Origin of the sequence: Syntrophomonas wolfei subsp. wolfei str. Goettingen G311, assembly GCF_000014725.1 — a bacterium.
Classification (GTDB): Bacteria; Bacillota; Syntrophomonadia; order Syntrophomonadales; family Syntrophomonadaceae; genus Syntrophomonas; species Syntrophomonas wolfei.
In genome coordinates this window covers 1,723,540-1,744,397 of the sequence record NC_008346.1, presented here as the reverse complement: position 1 = coordinate 1,744,397, position 20,858 = coordinate 1,723,540, and the positions used below count along the sequence as shown (strand labels likewise).

Genomic DNA, 20,858 nt, shown 5'->3' with positions numbered 1-20,858 from the left:
AGGTGATAGTTTGAAACCCGACCAGGTTAAAAAGCTGCTCATGATTAGCGTTTCTGTTTTGCTGATAGTGCTGGTAGCGGGAATATTCTTTTTTAATCGAAACAATAAAGTGGTATTGGAGGGGCCTCAGGGCGAAATTGCTGCCAATGAAACCAGCTCCCAGGCCTGGGCGAAGTTTTATCCTGCTCACTGGGATAGCTATCAGGCTAACTATGCTAATACCGAAAAACCATCGCATTTTGCGGCTAAACCATACTTGACAGCCATATATGCGGGATTTGGTTTTGCCAAAGAGTACAATGAACCGCGTGCCCATGTATATACTATCGAAGATATACTGGCAATTGACCCGGCTCGAAAAAAAGCCGGGGCCTCATGTTTTACTTGTAAATCGACTCAGGTACCGGAGATGGTGCAAAAGTATGGTGAACAATATTATCTGATGAGCTTTGATGAAATAAAGGAAGAGTTTACTGAAGCAATTGGATGTTTGGATTGCCATGATCCGAAAACCATGGAATTAAGACTGAGCAGGCCAGCTCTGATTGAGGCTTTACAGAGGCAGGGCCGGGATGTGGATAAAATATCTCAGCAGGAAATGCGTAGTCTTGTCTGTGCGCAATGTCATGTTACTTATTATTTTCAGCCCGGAAGTAAAAAGATTACTTTCCCCTGGGATAAAGGGGTAAAAGCGGAGCAGATTCTGGCTTATTATGATGAAATGAAGTTTAGTGAATGGACACATCCCGATGCTGGATCGGGAATGGTAAAACCTCGCCATGCCGAATATGAAACTTTCCAGGATAGTACGCATGAGTCAGCCGGCTTGTCCTGCGCTGATTGCCATATGCCCTATACCAAGGTGGGCAGTAAAAAAATAAGCTCTCATGTATGGCAAAGCCCGTTAAACAATATTGAGCAAAGCTGCACCACCTGCCACCGTAATGGAAGCGATTGGCTGACCAGGCGGGTAGAAACTATCCAGAACCAGGTCAAACAAACCCAGGATCTGGCTGGAGAGGCAGTTGTAGAGGCGATTAATGAGCTCAAGATTAGCCAGGTGGCAGCCAATGTTGACCAGGCGAAACTAAAGGAGGCTCAGGAACTTCATCGCCAGGCTCAGTGGTACCTGGATTTTGTAGTTGTAACCAATGGTTATGGATTCCACAATCCTACGGAAACCTTGAATAATCTGGGTATAGCTATTGATCTTGCCCATAAATCAGCACAAAAAGCCCGGGAGGCCAGGGGACTGAAATAAGTTAGATGAATGTTCTGCTGAGGTGTTTAATTTTTGAATATTTTTCGCAGGTACTTAAAGTTATTTGTTAAAAAGCTGGCTTCTATGCAGACCGCAATATATCTATTATTGATCGTCGGTGCAGTTAGTGCCCTGGGGACACTCATATCTCAGGGACAGGCACCGGCTTTTTATATACATCATTATGGCAAGCCGGTTGCTTTTATTATTAATGGCTTGGGGTTGGGCAATCTTTATCAAGTATGGTGGTTTTTGCTCTTAAATATTCTATTATCTTTAAGTATTCTGGCCTGCGCTTATCAGCGACTACGCCGGGGGAGAAAAATCAGCATTCTAGCCTCATTATTAATGCATCTGGCCCTGGTATTCATACTTATGGGTGCCATATGGTCATTAGGCCTGACCCATGATACATTGCTGGAAGTGAAAAAGGGAGAAAGCGTTTCCCTGTTTGCATATGGATTTCCAGAAGGGACGCTTACTCTAAATGATTTTAAAATAGATTATTATCCGGACTTTCAACCGCGCCAATATACCAGTAGTTTGACTTTGTCCGCTTATAAAGGACAAAACTATGAAGAGGATATATATGTTAATAACCCTTTAAAAGCCGGTAGTTTGAAAATATACCAGAGCAGCTGGGGATGGGTAATGCAATTAAGTGACTTGAGCAGTTCGGCAGAGAAAAATATTTGCCTTAAGGAGCGGGAAAGCTATCTTCTGGATGAGCAGGAAAAGATAAGTATACAGGCCATATTTTTGCCGGATTTTGTGGATAGTAAAACGGGTATTCATTCGCAAAGCCCCATTCCTAATCATCCCCACGCATGGTTGACTATTTTGCAGCAGGATAAAATAATTGATATGGCCATTATCCCACTGGGAGAAGATGCAGAGTTAGCTTCCTGTCATCTGCGCTTTGATTCTTTTGATACTTATTCAGGATTACATATTAAACAGGATTCAGGTGTATATATGGTGTTTGCTGGCTTTGTTTTATTGCTTACCGGACTTGGCATTCGCTACGGCTTCGAATATTTGGATAAAAGGGGGAGCAGGTAATGGAGAATAGCTTAATGAGCCTGCTTTTTATTTTATTACTGCTGGCGACAATGTTAAACCTGGCCAGGCTTTGGCGGCCAATGGCGCAGGGGGAATTTTTTAGTTCTGCCCTCTTATATATAGCAGTAATAACCTTTGTTACTATACTTGTGGTTAGAACGAGCACAGGGGGACGAATACCTTTTGCTAATTCCTATGAATTTACCCTGCTTTTTTCCGGCGGGGTCCTGCTTTTTGCCATATTTGTACGCCGGGGTTTGGATTCGCCTTTATTTGACCTCACAGTTGGATTGGTGGCAATTCTGCTCTTATCTGTTGCCGGTACCTTCTCCTCCGAAATCCGTCCCCTAATGCCGGCGTTGCAGAGTGGATGGCTTTATGCCCATGTTGCTACAGCAGTAATTGCTTATGGTTCATTTGCGTTAGCAGCTTGTTTGGGCATGGTTTACCTGGCCCGAACCGGGGAAAGCGGTTTAAGTTTGTCAGCCCTGGATGAACGAATATATAAACTGGTAGTAGGGGGATTTACCTTTTTAACCATTGTTATTATTACCGGGGCTGTGTGGGCTGAGGAAGTTTGGGGCAGCTGGTGGAGCTGGGATCCCAAAGAAACCTGGTCTTTGATTAGTTGGTTAGTGTATTCGGCCTATCTCCATGCCCGGCGCAGCTATAATTGGAAAGGACAAAAAAGTGCCTGGATGGTGATAATCGGATTTGCCATTGTCATCTTTACTCTTTTTGGCGTCAGTTTACTTTTACCTGGCTTGCATAGTTATCTATGATTTTACTCTGCACGAAATCATCCCAATAAAATAAGGACGGGTAACAGTAGCAGGGCATCTTGGTGATGATGCACCCATAGGTACCATGAACAATATTATGCGCCAGGGTTTAAAAAAGGAGAGATGAAGGCTACGGTAATAGGTTAGCCCCAAAGGATAATATCACCAGAGCAGAAGTAGCATTAATTAAAGACTGGTTCAAGAATCGGGGCTTATTTATATAGAAATAAATGGAGTAAGGATGAAGAAATGCATTTATGTTAAGAGCAGGAGAATTGCTATCGTGTCAAGAGAACCGTCCCCTTGACAGTCCTCTTGACCTACGAATCGCGTTTTTAGTTCCTGAACCTCAGGAGAAGTAAGCCCTATCAACAGCTAGCCAGGTGATAAAAAGTATTGGCGCCCACAATGCCATCTACCTTTATGCCAGAGGCTTCCTGCAGTTTTTTTACCGCCGCTTCGGTTTGAGAACCGAATTTACCATCCAGCTTTCCCTGGTAGTAGCCCAGCTCTTGCAAGTTCCTTTGCAACCAGTATACATCATACCCCTGGTTGCGGTCCCAGCGGCCTTTTTGCAGGATGCGTGCCCCCATGGTAGCATAATTATACAACTGATAAACTGTTTGGGGGCCTACTATGCCATCGCCTTCCAGGTGTACATCACGCTGGAACATCTTTACGGCAGATTCCGTCTTACTGTCAAAATTTCTGTTTGCCGGCTGCCCCAGAGTATCGGCAAATTTTTTGGCGGTGGTGGCCAGGCGATTTTGCAGGACCCAGACATCATAGCCATAACTGCCTTTTTGCAAAATACGGGCTCCGAAGAGATTGCCTCCAGGGGGGATATAAGAAGCAGTAGGTACACCTAAAAAAAGAAAGGTGTTAGCTCCCACTATCCCATCTATGGCCAGATTGAAATACTTCTGAAATTTTTTTACCGCGTTTTCTGTTTCTTTACCAAATACCCCTTTTTCTTTTATACCTGAACCAATGGGATCGGGTAAGATTTTGAGCAGGTTCTGCAAAAGCTCGACATCCGTACCTTCATCGCCTCGTCTTAATACCCGGCTTCCCAGAGTGATATAGGTTGTCAATTATTTCGCCTCCTTTCTGCTGCTAATTTAACTTATGTGAAAAGGAGGCAAAAGGTTAACAAATAGGCCAGATAAACCGTGTCCAGGGGATATTCTTTGGAATAGTGCTTAGTATTAGTGGATAATATGGAGTCAAATAGGATTAAACCCTCATAACCTCCTCCTGATGTCTGACGACCAATAACGCCTGACCCCTGACGACTAATTGACAAGCTCTTCGGGCTCGGGTAAACTTTAAGCATCGGAAGAAACTGCGGAGCAGTTTCAACACACCGCTACAACGAGCGGGGGATTAGAATGTGCCGCCAGTTTTGTTAATGGAAACCCGACCGCTTAAAGAAGCACCCTGCGGGCACCACTGATGTTCGCTTCGCTCACTATTGCGGTTGCGGGGGACATATTTTACCTCGTCCATAATGAATTTCATAAAAGGGCAATGAAAAAGAGGAGTAGAAAAGGGTAGCCTTTGCAGAGAGCCGGGATTGCTGGGAACCGGCAGGCGAGCTTTTCGAAGGCGCTTGGGAGCCGTCAGGAGGAACGCCTGTAAGGTTAGTAAAGCCTGAATCCTTGAGGTGGGCATTAAGCCAATCAGGGTGGAACCGCGGGTTATCCCGTCCCTGTTCAGGGGACGGGTTTTTCTATTTCTATATATTTCTTAAGGAGGAGTAAACCCATGAATTTTCAGGAGCTGATTCTGCGCTTGCACAATTTTTGGGGCCAACAGGGTTGCATAATTCAACAGCCCTATGATGTAGAAAAAGGAGCCGGAACTATGAATCCGGCAACCTTTTTGCGGGCTCTGGGGCCGGAGCCCTGGAAGGTGGCTTATGTTGAGCCCTCACGCCGCCCCACTGACGGGAGGTACGGGGAAAACCCCAACCGCCTGCAGCATTATTATCAGTACCAGGTTATTCTCAAACCATCCCCGGATAATGTGATTGATCTCTACCTGGCCAGCCTGCGTGATCTGGGAATTGAACCGGAAAAGCATGATATCCGGTTGGTGGAAGATAATTGGGAATCGCCTACTCTGGGAGCCTGGGGCCTGGGTTGGGAGATTTGGCTGGATGGTATGGAGATTACCCAGTTCACATATTTCCAGCAATGCGGGGGATTTGACTGCTTGCCGGTTTCAGCGGAGATAACCTATGGTATTGAACGTATAGCTATGTATATTCAGAATAAAGAGAGCGTTTTTGATATTGAATGGGTTGATGGCATTAGTTATGCGGATGTTCACCATCAGGCTGAAGTGGATTATTCCCACTATAATTTTGAGGCCGCCGATGTCGGGGCTTTGACCAGCATGTTTAATATCTGTGAAGAAGAGGCTATAAGAGTGGCCGAGCGGCAATTGGTTCAACCGGCTTATGACTATGTTTTAAAGTGTTCTCACCTTTTCAACCTTCTTGATGCCCGGGGAGCTATCAGCGTGACCGAGCGCACTGCTTATATAGGCCGGGTGCGTAATCTGGCCCGGATGGTGGCCCGGGAATACCTGGAGCAGAGGAAAAGGCTTAATTACCCTTTGTTAAAGGATGAAAAGCTTAGAAAGCAATTAATCATTGAAGAGGAGGTGCTCTAATTGGCGCAAGATCTACTGCTGGAAATCGGGGTGGAGGAAATGCCTTCTGCTTATATGCCCCGAGTATTAAAGGATTTGAAAGATTTAGCTCAGAAAAATCTGGCTGAGGCTCGTCTGAGCTGCGGGGAAGTCTTGACGTTGGGAACACCTCGCCGGCTTTGCCTCTGGGTGAAGGAAATAAGTGAAGAGCAGGAAGATTCATTGTTAGAAAATAGAGGACCGAAAAAAAGCATTGCCTTTGATGCTAATGGGAATCCCAGCAAAGCAGGGCTGGGGTTTGCCCGCAGCCAGGGAGTTGATTTCCGTGAATTGCAGATACGAGAAGTAAGCGGGGTGGAGTATCTTTTTGCGATCAAAAAAGAAAAAGGACAGGCGGCGGAGCAAATTCTGCCTGGTTTGCTCTTAAAAGTGATTCATTCCCTCTCCTTCCCTAAATCCATGACCTGGTCCTATTATCAGACCCGTTTTGCCCGCCCTATTCGTTGGCTTTTGGCTATATTTGGGGATAAAAATGTGGAATTCAACATAGAAAATATTAAAAGTGCTAATTATACCTATGGGCACCGCTTCCTCTCTACGGGAGTGCTGCTAGTAACGAGTATTGACGATTATTTTCGAGTCTTGCGTGAGCATTATGTCATATTGGATCAAGCCGAGAGAAAAAAGATGATCTGGCAGCAGGTACAAAAGGTGGCGGGCGAAGCTGGCGGTAAAGCCATGGAGAATGAAGAGTTGCTGGAGGAAGTTGCATTTCTGGTGGAATTCCCTACGGCTTTTTATGGCGAATTTTCTCCCTCCTATCTGGATGTTCCACCTGAGGTCTTAACTACCTCCATGATTGAACACCAGCGCTATTTTCCGGTTTATAATAATGAGGGTAGGCTTTTACCCGGTTTTGTTGGAGTGAGGAACGGAACTGATTATTGTCTGGATATCGTTAGAGCGGGAAACGAACGGGTTTTAAAGGCCCGGCTGGAAGATGCGCTCTTTTTCTGGAATGAAGATAGCAGGAAATCCCTGGAGGAAATGAGCGCTAAACTGAAAAATGTTCTTTTTCATGAACGCTTGGGAACCCTGGCCGACAAGGTACTGCGCCTGCAGAAGCTGGCTCTCTTTATTGGGCAGCAAACGGGACTGGGCCAGCCGGAAAAATTGCAGCGTTCCGCTTTGCTTTGCAAGGCTGATCTTATGAGTAATATGGTTTATGAGTTTCCTGAACTGCAGGGCATTATGGGCCGTTATTATGCAAGCGGAAGTGCTGAGGAGCCCGAGGTTGCAGAGGCCATTTTTGAGCATTACCTGCCCCGTTTTGCTGGTGATAAGTTGCCTTCCAGTGCGGGCGGTATAGTTCTTAGCCTGGCGGAGAAAATGGATAATCTGATGGGTTGTTTCTCCATCGGGATAAAGCCCAGCGGTTCCCAGGATCCTTATGCCTTGCGCCGGCAGGCCCTGGGATTAGTAAACATCATTCTGGACAAAAAGCTGAGTATAGACTTGAAGCTGGTTTTTGAGCAGGCGTATCTGGGATATAAGGATATTGATCTGGAAAAGAGCAGGGAAGATAGTGTTAAAGAACTCCTGGATTTTATATACCAGAGGATGCGAGGCGTATTACTGGATAACGGGATTTCTTATGATGTGGTTGACGCTGCTCTGTCCCGGCCTTCTTTTGATTTATTCGAAACTTATTACCGGGCCTTTAAGTTGCAGGAATTTAAGAAATCACCGGTGTTTGAGGATTTTATGGTAGTTTATAACCGGGTCCATAATCTATCGCGGAAATGGGAAAGTGAAGAAATTGACCTGGATCTATTGGTGGATGAAAGTGAAAAGAACTTGTGCCAGAAACTACCTGGGCTCCAGGAAGACATTAAAAAATCACTGATAGCCCAAGACTATACCCGGGCACTGGAACTTCTCGCTGCTCTCAGAGCGGATATAGACCAGTTCTTTACGGCCGTAATGGTGATGGTAGACGATGAGAGGCTCAAAGCAGCTCGTTTAGGCATCCTAAAATCAATTGCCAATATGTTCAACTCCATCGCAGATTTCAGCAAAATTGTATAACGAGGTAAAATATATCCCCCGCAAGCGACCGTCCTATTAACCAAACAGGCGGCGGGTTCTAACCCCCCCTCGTTGCAGCGCTGTGAAGAAACCGCTCCGTAGTTTCTTACGATGCTTAAAGAAAATTTTTAGGGACAACAGGATTTTTTTAATCCATATAGTATATATAATTAGAGAAAATTAAGTAAAAAGTATAGCATAATTGGGTGGTGAATCCTATCCAGCTTAATGATAGGCAGGAAAAAATTCTGGAGATAGTCAAAAAACATGAACCGATAACCGGGGAAAATATTGCCGAAATGCTCAATGTTACCCGGGCGGCATTGCGTCCTGATTTGGCGGTTTTGACCATGTCCGGTTATCTGGAAGCCAAACCTCGGGTGGGCTACACTTTTAAGAGCGAAGGGGTAGAAAGTGCTATGCGCCGGGTATTAAATCAGTACCGGGTCAAAGACATTCAATCCCTGCCGGTAATAATGAAAGAGTCCTGCAGTATTTATGATGCTATTGTTACCTTGTTTATTGAAGATACCGGCAGCATATTTGTAGTGGACGAAAACAAGTACCTTTCGGGAATAGTATCAAGAAAAGATTTTCTAAAAACCACCATTGGCCAGGCAGATATTCATAAAGTCCCGGTGAGCGTAATCATGACCCGAATGCCCAATATAGTAACCGCTGCTCTGGACGAAACCGTGGTAGCTGCCATTAAAAAAATAGTAGAACATGAAGTGGATAGCCTTCCGGTGGTAAAGAGCAGGATAGAAGATGAAGAAGAAAAACTAGAAGTCGTAGGAAAAATTAGTAAAACCAATATCGCCAGGCTTTTCCTGGATCTGGCGGCAAATAAAACCAAGGAGGTTTAAATTTTGAGTAATCACTTGCCTGGGGTTTTTATAGTATCAGATTCGATAGGGGAAACAGCTGAGATGGTGGTTCGTGCAGCTGCCAGCCAGTTTAATTCTGGTAATATGGAAATAAGACAGGTTCCCAATATATCTGATACCGAAACCCTGGAGGAAATAATTAATCAAGCCGCAGCCAGCAATTTTATCATTGCCTATACCCTGGTCATTAACGAATTGGCCGATTTCCTGAAGATGGAGGCCCGGAAAAAAGGTGTGATTTGCGTTGATGTTTTAGGCCCGGTAATAGAGGCTTTCAAGAGTGTTAGTGATATAGAGCCCCGCCGGGAACCGGGATTATTGCGCAAAGTTGACGAAATGTATTACCGGCGGGTGGAAGCGGTAGAATTTGCTGTGCGCTATGATGACGGCAAGGATCCCCGGGGAGTAATGCAGTCGGATATTGTTCTGGTAGGGGTATCCCGAACCTCCAAAACACCACTTTCCATGTACCTGGCTCACAAAAGAATTAAGGTGGCTAATGTACCTCTGGTTCCTGAGGTAGAACCCCCGGAAGAGATTTTTCAAGTGGAGAAGGGAAAAGTAATTGGTCTGGTAATCAACCCGGAACAATTAAATCAGATTCGCACCGAACGATTAAAAACCCTGGGGCTTAAAGGCCAGGCTAGTTATGCCAATCTGGAGCGTATTCTGGAAGAAATGGAATATGCCCAGGAAATAATGAAACGACTGGGATGTCCGGTTATAGATGTAACCAACCGTGCAGTAGAGGAAACGGCCAGCAAGATTTTGGAAATTTATTATAGGAGGTTAAGCCATGTCTAAGAAATATGTCTATTTATTTGAAGAAGGTAATTCTAACATGCGACAGTTATTGGGCGGCAAAGGCGCTAACCTGGCTGAAATGACCTTGATTGGGCTGCCGGTTCCTGCTGGCTTTACCATAACAACTGAAGCCTGTAATGAATACCTGACTGCGGGTCATAAATTTCCTGATGGTGTCCTGGAACAAGTCTTTACAGCTTTAGAAAGATTAGAATTGGATAGTGGCAAATCTTTTGGGAAAAAAAATAACCCTTTACTGGTTTCAGTAAGATCAGGGGCGGCGGTATCCATGCCTGGAATGATGGATACCATTCTCAACCTGGGTTTGAATGATGAGTCAGTTCAGGGTTTGGCCAGCTTAACCGGGGACAGTCGTTTTGCTTATGATTGTTACCGGCGTTTTATCCAGATGTTCAGTGATGTGGTTCTGGGAGTGGAACATGCCAGGTTTGATGAAGTGATGGAAAGATACAAAAGGAAACTGGCGCTTATTTTTGACTATGAAATTCCTTCCAGTGAACTACAAAGCATTATTGAAGAATACAAGGAAATAGTTGAGCAGGAAAAGGGATTTGCCTTTCCTCAAGATGTACGGGAGCAATTAACCATGGCCATTCAGGCAGTATTTGATTCCTGGAACAACCAGAGGGCTATAGTATACCGGCGCTTAAACAAAATTGACGATGAACTGGGAACCGCAGTAAATGTGCAGTGCATGGCCTTTGGCAATATGGGATTGGATTGCGGAACCGGTGTAGCTTTCACCCGTAACCCCTCCACCGGGGAGCGGGAACTATATGGTGAGTTCCTGGTTAATGCTCAAGGTGAAGATGTGGTAGCGGGTATAAGAACTCCTACCCCCATTGACCGTCTAAAGGAAGAATTACCTGGGGTTTTCCAGCAGTTTTTGGACACCTGCCAAAAGCTGGAGACACATTATCGCGATATGCAAGACATTGAGTTTACCGTGGAAAAGGGTAAACTATACATGCTGCAAACCAGAAGCGGAAAACGTACGGCCCGGGCTTCCGTAAGGATAGCCGTAGAAATGGTAAACGAAGGCCTGATCACGGTGGAAGAAGCCCTGTTGAGAGTTGATGCCGAGCAAATCAACCAGTTGTTGCACCGGCAGATTGACCAGAGTGTAAAATTAGATGCTATCGCCAAAGGGCTGCCTGCTTCACCGGGTGCCGCTTGTGGTAAAGTTCTCTTTGATGCGGACCTGGCGGAGAAAATGGGGGGAGCGGGCGAAAAGGTCGTTTTGGTTAGAAGTGAGACCACACCAGATGATATTCATGGAATCATATATGCTCAGGGAGTCCTTACCGCGCGAGGAGGAATGACTTCTCATGCTGCAGTAGTAGCCCGGGGAATGGGTAAACCCTGTGTTTGTGGTTGTGAAGCTATAAAGATTGATAGCGGAAACCGGCAATTTATAGTTAATGGGATAGTAGTTAAAGAAGGGGATGTAATTACCATCGATGGGGCTAGCGGCAATGTAATGCTGGGTGAAGTGCCCATGATAGAACCTACCCTTTCTGATGAATTTGCTCTACTGCTGCAATGGGCCAATCAAATAAAGAAATTGGCCATAAGGGCTAATGCCGATACCCCTCAAGATGCAGCCCGAGCCCGCGAATTTGGAGCTGAAGGAATAGGCCTCTGCCGCACTGAACATATGTTTATGGCAGCGGAACGGCTCCCCATTGTTCAACAGATGATACTGGCTGAGAACCTGGAAGATAGAGAAGAGGCCCTGAGCCAACTTTTACCCTTCCAGCGAGATGATTTCTATGGAATTTTAAAAGCTATGGCTCCGCACCCGGTTACTATTCGTCTTTTAGACCCTCCGTTGCATGAGTTTCTTCCTCATCCGGAAACCCTCTTGTTGGAGATAGCAGAGATGAAACACCAGCAGATAAAAGGTAAAGTACTGCTGGAAAAGGAAGAATTGCTAAAGAAAGTACATAGCCTGTCCGAGGCCAACCCCATGCTGGGACACCGGGGATGTAGACTGGGGCTTACCTATCCCGAGATTTACTGCATGCAGGCCCGGGCTATTTTTGAGGCTATGGTACAGCTGCAAAAAGAGGGGATAGACTGCTTTACTGAAGTCGAGATACCTCTGGTAATGGATATTGCCGAGCTATCCCTATTAAAAGCAGAAATAATGGGTGTCTATGAGCAGGTGAAAAAGGAAAACAACTGTGAACTGGACTTTACGGTGGGGACCATGCTGGAGCTTCCCCGGGCTTGCATTATGGCGGATGAAATAGCCCGTGAAGCCGAGTTCTTCTCTTTTGGTACCAATGACCTGACCCAGACAACTTTTGGCTTTAGCCGCGATGATGCTGAAGGCAAATTCATTCCCATATATCTGGAGAAAAAGATTATCAAGGACAATCCTTTTGCAGTGTTGGATCGTAAGGGTGTGGGAAGTCTAATGCGCCTGGCGGTGGAAAAGGCCCGCAGCGTAAAGAAAGATATACTAATGGGCATCTGTGGTGAACACGGAGGCGAACCCAGCTCTATCGAGTTTTGTCATATAGTAGGATTGGATTATGTGAGCTGTTCGCCTTATCGAATACCAGTAGCTCGTCTGGCAGCCGCCCAGGCCAGCTTGCTGAATAATTAGAAGTTGACAAGGGGACGGGGTTGTTGACATATCGCGGCCGCGATATGTCAACAACCCCGTCCCCTTGTCACTCAACCCCGTCCCTTTACTCCAGGATAACTATACGCCCTTTATCGGGGTCATAGTACATACGAAGGCTTTCTGCCTGCTGGTCAATTTTAACAAAGTCCTCTTTTATGCCGAAAGTCATGCCTGTTTCCAGGCCACCGCCTATTTCGATCATTCCTTCTCCACGGGTACTTTTAAGCATATTGACCAGAGACCTTCTTTCCTCATAGAGGCGATCTAATTCATCCTTCATATCCATATATTGAGGTAATGTTTCTTGCAGTTGCTGCAAAGAATTCTGCTCGGAAGACTTGTCGCGCAAATAGCGGATTTGCTCGGCTGTTTTTTTTAATTCCATATCTAGCTGGTCAATACGGGAATTCAACTCTTTTATCTGGGCATAAAATTGCTTGCGCTCAATTCCTTTCACCCGGAGGTCAAGAGCCGGGCAGTTTAAAACTCTAGAAGCTTTGATCCTGGTTCGGGCGCTAATTATATTTCTTCCCAGAATTATTCCCCGGCGGCCCTGTATAAGAACTCCGTCCCCGGCTTTCAGGTTAGAACGGACAGTATATTCATTAATGATGATATTCTGCCCGGCTTCTATCATGGCTTCTTGAATAAAGCGGGCCTCGACATTTTTGCCGGCTTTAACCTGGGCTTTGCCCCCCCCTATAATACCTTTTTGAACGAAAACCGATCCGTGTTGGGAGACAACCCTAGCCGCTTCAATACCCCCCCTGACTTCAATATCATCTTCTGCTTCCACCACAAAGCCGTCTTTTACACTTCCCTCGATTATGATTTTCCCTGGAAAGCAAATATTCCCGGTAGAAAAATCAATATCGCCTTTAATAGCCAGCATTTTGGTAACGACAATCTTATCATTTATCCAGGCCAAGGCTCCATCAAATTCTGCAATGGCTTTATCTTTGGTGGTTATTATTCCTTTGCCCACATTGAATTTATAGTTGCGTCCTGGTTTGGCGGGAATGGGTTCACCGAAGACATTTATACCGGCTTCGCCTTCGGTAGCGGCCTTTCTCCTGGCCAGTAAAGTACCTGCTTTTATGGGTATAATAAAGCCCAGTTCATAGTAGTCGACTTGACCGCTTTCATCTAAAACAGGTTTAATAATTGGCTTATGATAAAGATATTGAACTGATCCATTCTTCCCGGGAACCGGATATTTACCTTGCGCTACCACTATAGTTTGCCCGGTATTATTGATAGCGTAGTCTATATTACTTTCATCAATTCCGTAACTTATCCCCATATTATTGAGAGCTGCTACTAGATCTTGACAGCGTGGTTTTATGGGCAATCGTGGATTTAAGGTAAGAAAAACCTTCATTTTGTCTGGTGAAACCGTAATCTCAAAGGGCAAGTTATCTGACCAAATCCTGGTTTCTGTTAATAAGTCGGAACCGCGTTTAATATGAAATTCGGTGCCTGTTGGAGCGGCCAGTATTTTATCCATCATTTGCGATTGAAGCTTTAAACCCATTTCTGATAAATATTCTTCCAGGATGTCCTTCTCCACATCTGGCTTTATGAGTTTTATTATCCAACCGTCATTTCGCGTATTTATTTGTATAACCTGAGATGCTTGATTGTTCATAATACCACCATTATAACGAGGTGAAATATGTCCCCCGCTTCTTTAAACGGTTGGGTTCCTATTTACAAACAGGCGGTGCGTTCTAATCCCCCGCAACGTCGCATCGGTGTGTTGAAACTGCTTCGCAGTTTCTTCCGATGCTTAAGAAATAATTTCCTCTAATTATACCCCTAAAAAAAAGGATAAAGAATACCTTTTTGATAAAATAGGACGAAAGGACTGACGATATGGAAAACATAGTACTAGGGATGAGATGATCAAGAACCCCTCCCCTTTACTGGCAAAGTAAATCTTCCCGGAGGAATAATTTTTAGAAACAAAATGAAGGATTAAGCATATCTACTGTAGTATATAATTTAAATGGAGGTGAAAAAATGTCACGCCCCCTAATTATTGGAATTAATGGTAGTCCTCATAAGAATGGCAATACCGCCTTTCTATTAAAAGAGGCATTAGATATATGCAAGAAGATGGGAGCAAGTACCCGTATACTTCATTGCCAGCAAATAATGAAAGACCAGAAGATTCCCTTCTGCATAGCCTGCTCTTCGCCTTGTGCCGGAAAATGTCTGGAAGGAAAAGAAATAGCTCGGGCCTTTACTATGATTTCTCAGGCTGAGGGCTTGATAGTTGGTAGCCCGGTCTATTTTGGAACGGCCTCCGCCCAACTCAAAGCTTTTTGGGATAAAGGCCGCTCTTTGCGAGCGGATAAGAAGCTTTTGAATGTGGTAGGGGGAGCAATTGCGGTAGGTGCTTCCCGTTTTGGAGGACAAGAAACTACCCTGCGGGCTATTCAGGATATGATGATGGTACAGGGAATGATAGTTGTAGGAGATGGCTTCCATGAAGACGATTGCGGTCATATGGGAGGAGCTGGACAACGTCCGGCCGTTGAAGATGATAATGCTATAAACCGCAGCCGTATACTGGGAAAAAGAATATGGGAAGTAGCCATGGCTACCAGGGATTTGAGGATACGATAATGTTTTTAAGGTTTTATTGAAGAGACGAAATTTTTAATCCTTGAGCCTCAAGCCCGAGGATTTTTTCTTTACGGATAAAGTAAAGGGGTAATGAAAATGAGCATCCGGGAAGAAATAGAAGCTAGAGAAAACGCTATGCTCGATAAAGCAGCCAGTCTATCCAGCAGGTCGAGGGGGCGGGAGATAGAAGAAGAACCCGATCCGGTTCGTACATGCTTCATGCTGGACCGGGACCGGGTGGTTCATTCCAAATCTTTTCGCCGTTTAAAACATAAAACCCAGGTTTTCATAGCACCCCCCGGGGATCATTATAGAAGCAGGTTAACCCATACACTGGAAGTTAACCAGATAGCCAAAACAATTGGAGCCGGTTTAAACCTTAACCTGGATCTGATTGAAGCTATGGCTCTGGCTCATGATCTTGGGCATACCCCCTTTGCTCATGCTGGAGAACAGGCCCTTGATCAATTGCTGGTCGGGGGATTTCGACACAACGAAAACAGCATTCGGGTTCTAACCAGGGTGGAGCAGCATAAGGGTCGTAATGGTTTGAACCTGAGCTATGAAGTATTGGATGGGGTTTTGCACCATAGCGGCTATGGTCAGAGTGAAAGCCGTTCCTATACCCTGGAAGGTCAGACCATTCGCCTGAGTGATAAGATTGCCTATGTACAACACGATATCGATGACTCCATAAGAGCGGGCCTTCTTAGAATCGAGGATATTCCTGCCGATTATCTAAATATTTTGGGTTATACCCACAGCCAAAGGATTGCTACTCTGGTAACGGATACTATAAAGTATTCGCGCCAGCTTATTCTGGAGGGTAGTCATCCCCAGGTTATGCCCAGTCCCTGGATAGAAAATGCCCTGATAGGGCTGCGTGATTTCATGTTTAAAGAGATTTACCGGGGTCCGGTTTGTCAGGCTGAGCGGAGTAGGGCCATCTTTATTATTGAGCTTTTATATAAATATTATTGTCAACATCCGGAAAGAATGACCCCTCTTTACCTGGAGATAGCTGATAGGGAAGGAATGGAGACGGCGGTAGCTGACTATATATCCGGAATGAGTGATGCCTATTGTATCTCTCTTTTTCAAGATATATATATACCACAATCCCTGGTACCTGATGCCGGGAAAATTTTTAACCGTAAGTAGCGTGATTTAAGGTTTTTAACTCCATTAGTCGGATGGCAGGCATTGGTTGGGGTTTTTTTGAATCGTTTAGAAAAATGACAAATTTCGAATATTTAGCAGGATTTTATAACTCAAAATAGAATAGTAGGTGAAGACATTGGCAACATACGACGACCAGGTACTGGAAGAAATATTGAACCGGTTGGATATTGTAGAAATTGTTTCCGAAAGTGTTAACCTGAGTCGAAAAGGTAACCGCTATTGGGGATTATGCCCCTTCCACCAGGAAAAAACAGCATCGTTTTGTGTGACTCCAGATAAAAATATGTTCTATTGTTTTGGTTGTCATGCAGGTGGGGATATTTTTTCCTTTGTAATGAAAAGAGACGGTCTAGAATTTAGAGAAGCTATGGAGTATTTGGCTGGGAAGGCCGGAATTGAGCTAGTAAAATCTCGGTCTGGAAAACAGACTGACCATAGAAAACCAGTAATTGAGGTGAACCAGGCTGCAGTTGAATTCTATCAACAGGTTCTGGCCGGCAAATTAGGCCAGGAAGCCCGGGAATACCTGCGCAGGAGGGGACTCGAAGCAGCGACAATAAAAAAATATCAATTAGGTTATGCTCCGGACGGCTGGACCAGGTTGGAGGAACATCTTTTAAAGAAAGGATATTCCCAGGAATACCTGAAATTATCCGGATTAATAAAGCGTAGCGAAAATAGGAACAACTTTTATGATTTGTTGCGCCGACGCCTGGTATTTCCCATTATGCATTATAACGGCGATATTGTGGGGCTGGGAGGAAGAGTACTGGATGATAGCCTTCCCAAGTATCTGAATACACCGGAAACAGAGCTGTTTTCCAAGCGCAAGGTACTTTATGGTTTGTTCCAGGCTCGGGATTCCATACGGCAGGCCAATAAGGCCATAATCGTAGAAGGCTACATGGACTGTATTAAATTGCAGCAATTAGGCATTAATAATGTCGTAGCTACTATGGGAACGGCTCTAACTTCGGAACAGGCAAGACTTTTGCAAAGATATTGTGAAAAAGTATTATTGCTTTATGATGGGGATGAAGCCGGGCAAAGAGAAACCATCAGAGCTCTAGAAATTCTAGGAAATGAAGGTCTTAAAGCATCGGTGGTAAGCCTTCCGATGGGGGAGGATCCAGATGATTATATAGAGAAATATGGAAAAGAGGAATTTTTACGCTATATACAGAATAATAAGCTTAGCAATATAGAATTTAAGATAAACAGATATCTAAGCCGGGAAAAAGAGCTAAACCTGGAAAGCCAGATTAGAACCATAAATTACTTAAGGAAGGACATAGGGCAGTTAAACAGTGAACTGGAAAAGGATTATTATATTAAAATACTGGCCCGCAAGCTCAAGATAGAAGAAAACATTGTTTATCGGGAATTAAAAAAGCGGGAACGGGATATATCAGGTATAAAAAGGAATAAAAGCAAGATAATAAGAGATAATATAAAATACGTCAATTACGGAATTAATGAGAAGATACTGGCCGCTATGTTCAAAAAACCGGAGCTTTTCGAATATATTAAGAACCGGATTGGATTGGAATTTTTGGAAGAAAGAGATTTAAGAGCCCTGGCGGGAATATATGAAAAGTTAAAGGATAACGACAGTGATGATCATTTGGAGCGATTAGGCTTACTGGCCAACCAGCAAGGTTTTGGTTCTGCTTTTGCCCGTTTGGCTCTTTTAATGGAAGAAGAATCTTTACCCGGGGAGATGGAAATCAAGCGCTTTATCCGCCAGGTGGAAAGAAAAGAAGAAGAACAAGCCTGGAAAAACCAGTTTTACCGGCTTAAAGATTTAGACAGTGAAGGGAACTTTTATAGCTTTCTTAAATTTATTCTTAATTTAAATAGCTTTCTAAATGATACCCAGGAAGGGGGGAAAAGATGAAACTGGATAGAAAATTAGCAGAAGCCGTAGTAGCTCTGGCGGAAAAAGGAAAGAAGAAGAAAAATCTTAGCTATGAAGAGATAACTGAGGAATTGCAAAGCTTCAACCTGGAAGCAGATCAAATAGACGATATTTTTGAGCATCTCCAGAGTCTGGGGATAACCATAGGAACTGAACAGGATGCTGAGCTTGATGAAGAAAATGAGAGTATCGAAACAGAAGAGGTAGTCATTCCTGATGGAATTGAAATAGATGACCCGGTCAGGATGTATCTTAAGGAAATCGGCCGGGTACCCTTGCTCATTGCTGCTCAGGAGATCGATTTGGCCCAAAGAATAGAAGAGGGTGACGAGGAAGCTAAGAGACAACTGGTTGAGGCCAATCTTCGCCTGGTGGTAAGTATTGCCAAACGCTATGTGGGGCGGGGTATGCTTTTCCTGGATTTAATTCAGGAAGGAAACCTGGGGCTTATGAAAGCGGTAGAGAAATTCGACTATCGTAAGGGTTATAAATTCAGTACCTATGCTACTTGGTGGATAAGGCAGGCTATAACCAGGGCCATAGCTGACCAGGCCAGGACTATTAGAATTCCGGTTCACATGGTGGAGACCATAAACAAGTTATCTCGGGTACAGAGAAGCCTGTTGCAGATACTCGGCAGAGAACCTACTCCGGCTGAAGTTGCGGAGGAAATGGATATAGCTGTAGATAGAGTTATCGAAATAATGAAAGTAGCTCAGGAACCAGTTTCACTGGAAACTCCCATTGGAGAAGAAGATGATAGTCATCTCGGGGATTTCATTACTGACGAGGAAGCCGAATCTCCAGAGGAATCAGCCTCTTTTGTTTTATTAAGGGAACACCTGGATGGAATACTTAATACTCTAACTGAGAGAGAGGAAAAGGTATTACGCTTGCGTTTTGGGTTGGATGATGGACGTCCCCGTACCTTGGAAGAGGTGGGACAAGAGTTTGGAGTTACCCGGGAACGTATACGACAGATTGAAGCTAAGGCCTTGCGTAAGCTCAGGCATCCCTCCCGCAGCAAGAAATTAAAAGATTATATTGAATAAGAAACCTGCTTTCTCCCTTATTGTATGGTTGACAGCAAATTAGGAAAACTATATAATAGTCTTCGTTGGGACATTTTCCTCGATAGCTCAACGGTAGAGCATCCGGCTGTTAACCGGAGGGTTGTAGGTTCGAATCCTACTCGGGGAGCCAGTGTAAAATATAGCGGTAACCCTTTTCAAGTTACCGCTTTTTACTTGAAAAAAATCTGCTAGTAATAAGTTTACTATTGACCTTTGTCAGGATTTTTTATATACTAACTCTTGCGGGGTTTACCGGCATTCCGGGCCTATAGCTCAGTTGGTAGAGCTACCGGCTCATAACCGGTTGGTCCCAGGTTCGAGTCCTGGTAGGCCCACCATAACTGAAGTCGGAAGACGGATGTCGGAAGACGGAAGGCGGAAGTCGGAAGTCGGAGGACGATACTGGTAAAAAGCAGGAATCCCGCAAACAGCGCATATTGGGATATGAGCGCGCATATGGCCCCTTGGTCAAGCGGTCAAGACACCGCCCTTTCACGGCGGTAACGGGGGTTCGAGTCCCCCAGGGGTCACCATAATCAGGGCGATTAGCTCAGTTGGGAGAGCACCTGCCTTACAAGCAGGGGGTCGGCAGTTCAAGCCTGTCATCGCCCACCATTGAAGCAAAAACCGCGAAATATCGCGGTTTTTTTCATTGGGGAAGCTGAATGCCAGCGGATGGTATGAACTGGGTATAAATCTAACAACTAACTGCTCCAAGTAATAAAAAATTCAGAGAACGAAAAGCAGGAAGAGAAGTTGAGGTGGGTAATTGATTTTTCTTTTTATGAGTATGTTTTACATAAACCCCCTATAGATAAAGCATAATAATTAAAACTTATGACTTTTAAGTGAGGTGTAGAAAATGGAAAAGGTTATTGCGGTAGAGAATAATCTGACTCCAATAAAAGAGTATCTTGAAGCTCGCGGTTGCCTGGTGGTTGATATTGGTTCAGGGTGGAATATCCCTGTGGACGCAGTGGTTATATCAGGCCTGGATAAGAACCTGATGGGGATGCAAGATATTGTAACGGTGGCTCCAGTTATTGAGGCACGGGGAAAAACTCCAGAAGAAGTTTGGGACAGTATTTCGAGGTGACCCGGCACTTGCAACCAAAATTATATCTGCTTAACCCAGTATAATACATGCTTAAGTGCCAGTCGCTATTAAGGCTGCTCCCTATGGGTACTCCTGATGCTCCCTACGGTCGCTATTAAGGTTGTACCCTTCGGGGACTCCTGGTGCTCCCTGCGATCGCTATTAAGGGTGGGGGTGTGGGGGGATAGCTAGCAACAATTTTTCCAGGCTTCTTTGAAAACGTAAATTATCTTCGACGCTTCTCTTTCTGGGGCCTTTTGTCCGACCACCAGCCCGGCGTAATTTAGCCTTGATTTCTCTTTCTTCTAAGAGGAAGTCCATGTTTTCATTACGGTATTCACGGCCAATGGGGGAGAGGCAGCGGGCTCCCTTACCCAGAACCATGGCTGCTAGCCCCCAGTCCTGAGTTATAACCATGTCACCCCGTTGGGTTAAGTTTATTACCTTAAGATCAGCTTCCTGGGAAGCATTTCCTACCACTATGTGATGATCAGATTCAATATGGTGATTAAAGCTGGCTACTGTCCAGACGGGAACATCATACTTGTGACCTAATTCAAGGCAGCTTTGCAGAACCGGTCTGGGGCAGGCATCGGCATCCACTATAATCTTCATTCTTTACTCCTTAAGCTAGTTTCTAAGCTGGATAGCTATATCGAAGCTTTCATATCGCCACCAGCATTGAAGGTATTAACTGCTATTTCATGAATTAGCAGCATATATCTAAATTGTACATGGGAAAATAAGCAAGCGGAAGAGA

Annotated in this window: 16 protein-coding genes, 4 tRNA genes, 1 pseudogene and 1 other annotated feature; of the genes and pseudogenes, 18 read left to right on the top strand and 3 right to left on the bottom strand. The window is 44.7% G+C overall.

Translation table 11 applies throughout. The features are described 5' to 3' along the window. Positions 1-10: 10 nt before the first annotated feature. From SWOL_RS07880 to SWOL_RS15305, 4 genes and pseudogenes are all read left to right on the top strand, one after another. Positions 11-1,261, top strand: coding sequence for an ammonia-forming cytochrome c nitrite reductase subunit c552 (locus tag SWOL_RS07880; protein ID WP_011640923.1), 1,251 nt, complete (start codon positions 11-13; stop codon positions 1,259-1,261). Positions 1,262-1,345: 84 nt separating this feature from the next. Next, positions 1,346-2,323: a cytochrome c biogenesis ResB family protein gene (locus SWOL_RS07875; RefSeq protein ID WP_155814172.1), complete on the top strand. Its 978-nt coding sequence runs from the start codon at positions 1,346-1,348 to the stop codon at positions 2,321-2,323. Continuing rightward, positions 2,323-3,105 carry a cytochrome c biogenesis protein CcsA gene (gene ccsA, locus SWOL_RS07870; RefSeq protein WP_041427477.1) on the top strand — a complete coding sequence of 261 codons (783 nt, stop codon included), beginning with the start codon at positions 2,323-2,325 and terminating at the stop codon, positions 3,103-3,105. Before SWOL_RS07875 ends, ccsA begins: the two co-directional genes overlap by 1 nt. A gap of 125 nt (positions 3,106-3,230) precedes the next feature. Then, a pseudogene (locus SWOL_RS15305) lies at positions 3,231-3,329 on the top strand (S-layer homology domain-containing protein); the annotation flags it as partial. Between the two features lie 144 nt (positions 3,330-3,473). Here the strand turns inward: SWOL_RS15305 and SWOL_RS07865 are convergent. Then, positions 3,474-4,199 carry a peptidoglycan-binding domain-containing protein gene (locus SWOL_RS07865; RefSeq protein WP_011640920.1) on the bottom strand — a complete coding sequence of 242 codons (726 nt, stop codon included), beginning with the start codon at positions 4,197-4,199 and terminating at the stop codon, positions 3,474-3,476. A gap of 427 nt (positions 4,200-4,626) precedes the next feature. After that, positions 4,627-4,821: a binding site (T-box leader), on the top strand. Between the two features lie 51 nt (positions 4,822-4,872). Between SWOL_RS07865 and glyQ the strand changes: the two genes are divergently transcribed. The 5 genes from glyQ (at position 4,873) to ppdK (ending at position 12,177) form a co-directional block, all read left to right on the top strand. Continuing rightward, positions 4,873-5,784, top strand: coding sequence for a glycine--tRNA ligase subunit alpha (glyQ, locus tag SWOL_RS07860; RefSeq protein WP_011640918.1), 912 nt, complete (start codon positions 4,873-4,875; stop codon positions 5,782-5,784). After that, a complete protein-coding gene (glyS, locus tag SWOL_RS07855; RefSeq protein ID WP_011640917.1) occupies positions 5,785-7,851 on the top strand; it encodes a glycine--tRNA ligase subunit beta in 2,067 nt (688 codons plus the stop codon). 206 nt (positions 7,852-8,057) lie between these two features. After that, a complete protein-coding gene (gene ccpN / locus SWOL_RS07850; RefSeq protein WP_011640916.1) occupies positions 8,058-8,717 on the top strand; it encodes a transcriptional regulator CcpN in 660 nt (219 codons plus the stop codon). A 3-nt stretch (positions 8,718-8,720) separates the two neighbouring features. Beyond that, positions 8,721-9,542 carry a pyruvate, water dikinase regulatory protein gene (locus SWOL_RS07845; protein ID WP_011640915.1) on the top strand — a complete coding sequence of 274 codons (822 nt, stop codon included), beginning with the start codon at positions 8,721-8,723 and terminating at the stop codon, positions 9,540-9,542. After that, on the top strand, positions 9,535-12,177 hold the full coding sequence (gene ppdK, locus SWOL_RS07840) for a pyruvate, phosphate dikinase (protein WP_011640914.1): 2,643 nt from the start codon (positions 9,535-9,537) through the stop codon (positions 12,175-12,177). The genes SWOL_RS07845 and ppdK overlap by 8 nt, the downstream gene beginning before the upstream one ends. Before the next feature lie 85 nt (positions 12,178-12,262). Here the strand turns inward: ppdK and SWOL_RS07835 are convergent, their stop codons facing one another. Further along, a complete protein-coding gene (locus tag SWOL_RS07835; protein ID WP_011640913.1) occupies positions 12,263-13,846 on the bottom strand; it encodes a DUF342 domain-containing protein in 1,584 nt (527 codons plus the stop codon). A gap of 374 nt (positions 13,847-14,220) precedes the next feature. On the opposite strand from SWOL_RS07835, the gene SWOL_RS07830 reads away from it, so the two are divergent. The 9 genes from SWOL_RS07830 to SWOL_RS07790 all read left to right on the top strand — a co-directional run bounded on the left by SWOL_RS07830 (position 14,221) and on the right by SWOL_RS07790 (position 20,098). Beyond that, complete coding sequence (locus SWOL_RS07830) at positions 14,221-14,829, top strand: flavodoxin family protein (RefSeq protein WP_011640912.1); 609 nt, start codon at positions 14,221-14,223, stop codon at positions 14,827-14,829. Positions 14,830-14,925: 96 nt separating this feature from the next. After that, positions 14,926-15,990 (top strand): deoxyguanosinetriphosphate triphosphohydrolase, encoded by a 1,065-nt coding sequence (locus tag SWOL_RS07825; RefSeq protein WP_011640911.1) that lies wholly within the window; start codon positions 14,926-14,928, stop codon positions 15,988-15,990. 127 nt (positions 15,991-16,117) lie between these two features. Continuing rightward, positions 16,118-17,908 (top strand): DNA primase, encoded by a 1,791-nt coding sequence (gene dnaG, locus SWOL_RS07820; RefSeq protein ID WP_081424809.1) that lies wholly within the window; start codon positions 16,118-16,120, stop codon positions 17,906-17,908. Further along, positions 17,905-18,981, top strand: a complete 1,077-nt coding sequence (gene rpoD / locus SWOL_RS07815) for an RNA polymerase sigma factor RpoD (protein ID WP_011640909.1) — start codon at positions 17,905-17,907, stop codon at positions 18,979-18,981. Before dnaG ends, rpoD begins: the two co-directional genes overlap by 4 nt. A 76-nt stretch (positions 18,982-19,057) precedes the next feature. After that, positions 19,058-19,132: transfer RNA gene (locus SWOL_RS07810), tRNA-Asn, on the top strand. Positions 19,133-19,264: 132 nt separating this feature from the next. Then, a tRNA-Ile gene (locus SWOL_RS07805) sits at positions 19,265-19,340 on the top strand. A 120-nt stretch (positions 19,341-19,460) separates the two neighbouring features. Further along, positions 19,461-19,535: transfer RNA gene (locus SWOL_RS07800), tRNA-Glu, on the top strand. Between the two features lie 6 nt (positions 19,536-19,541). Next, a tRNA-Val gene (locus SWOL_RS07795) sits at positions 19,542-19,617 on the top strand. Positions 19,618-19,864: 247 nt separating this feature from the next. Further along, positions 19,865-20,098 (top strand): YkuS family protein, encoded by a 234-nt coding sequence (locus SWOL_RS07790; protein ID WP_011640908.1) that lies wholly within the window; start codon positions 19,865-19,867, stop codon positions 20,096-20,098. Positions 20,099-20,260: 162 nt separating this feature from the next. Here the strand turns inward: SWOL_RS07790 and SWOL_RS07785 are convergent, their stop codons facing one another. Continuing rightward, entirely contained in the window at positions 20,261-20,713 is a 453-nt protein-coding gene (locus SWOL_RS07785) for a YaiI/YqxD family protein (protein WP_011640907.1), read from the bottom strand. Positions 20,714-20,858: the final 145 nt, after the last annotated feature.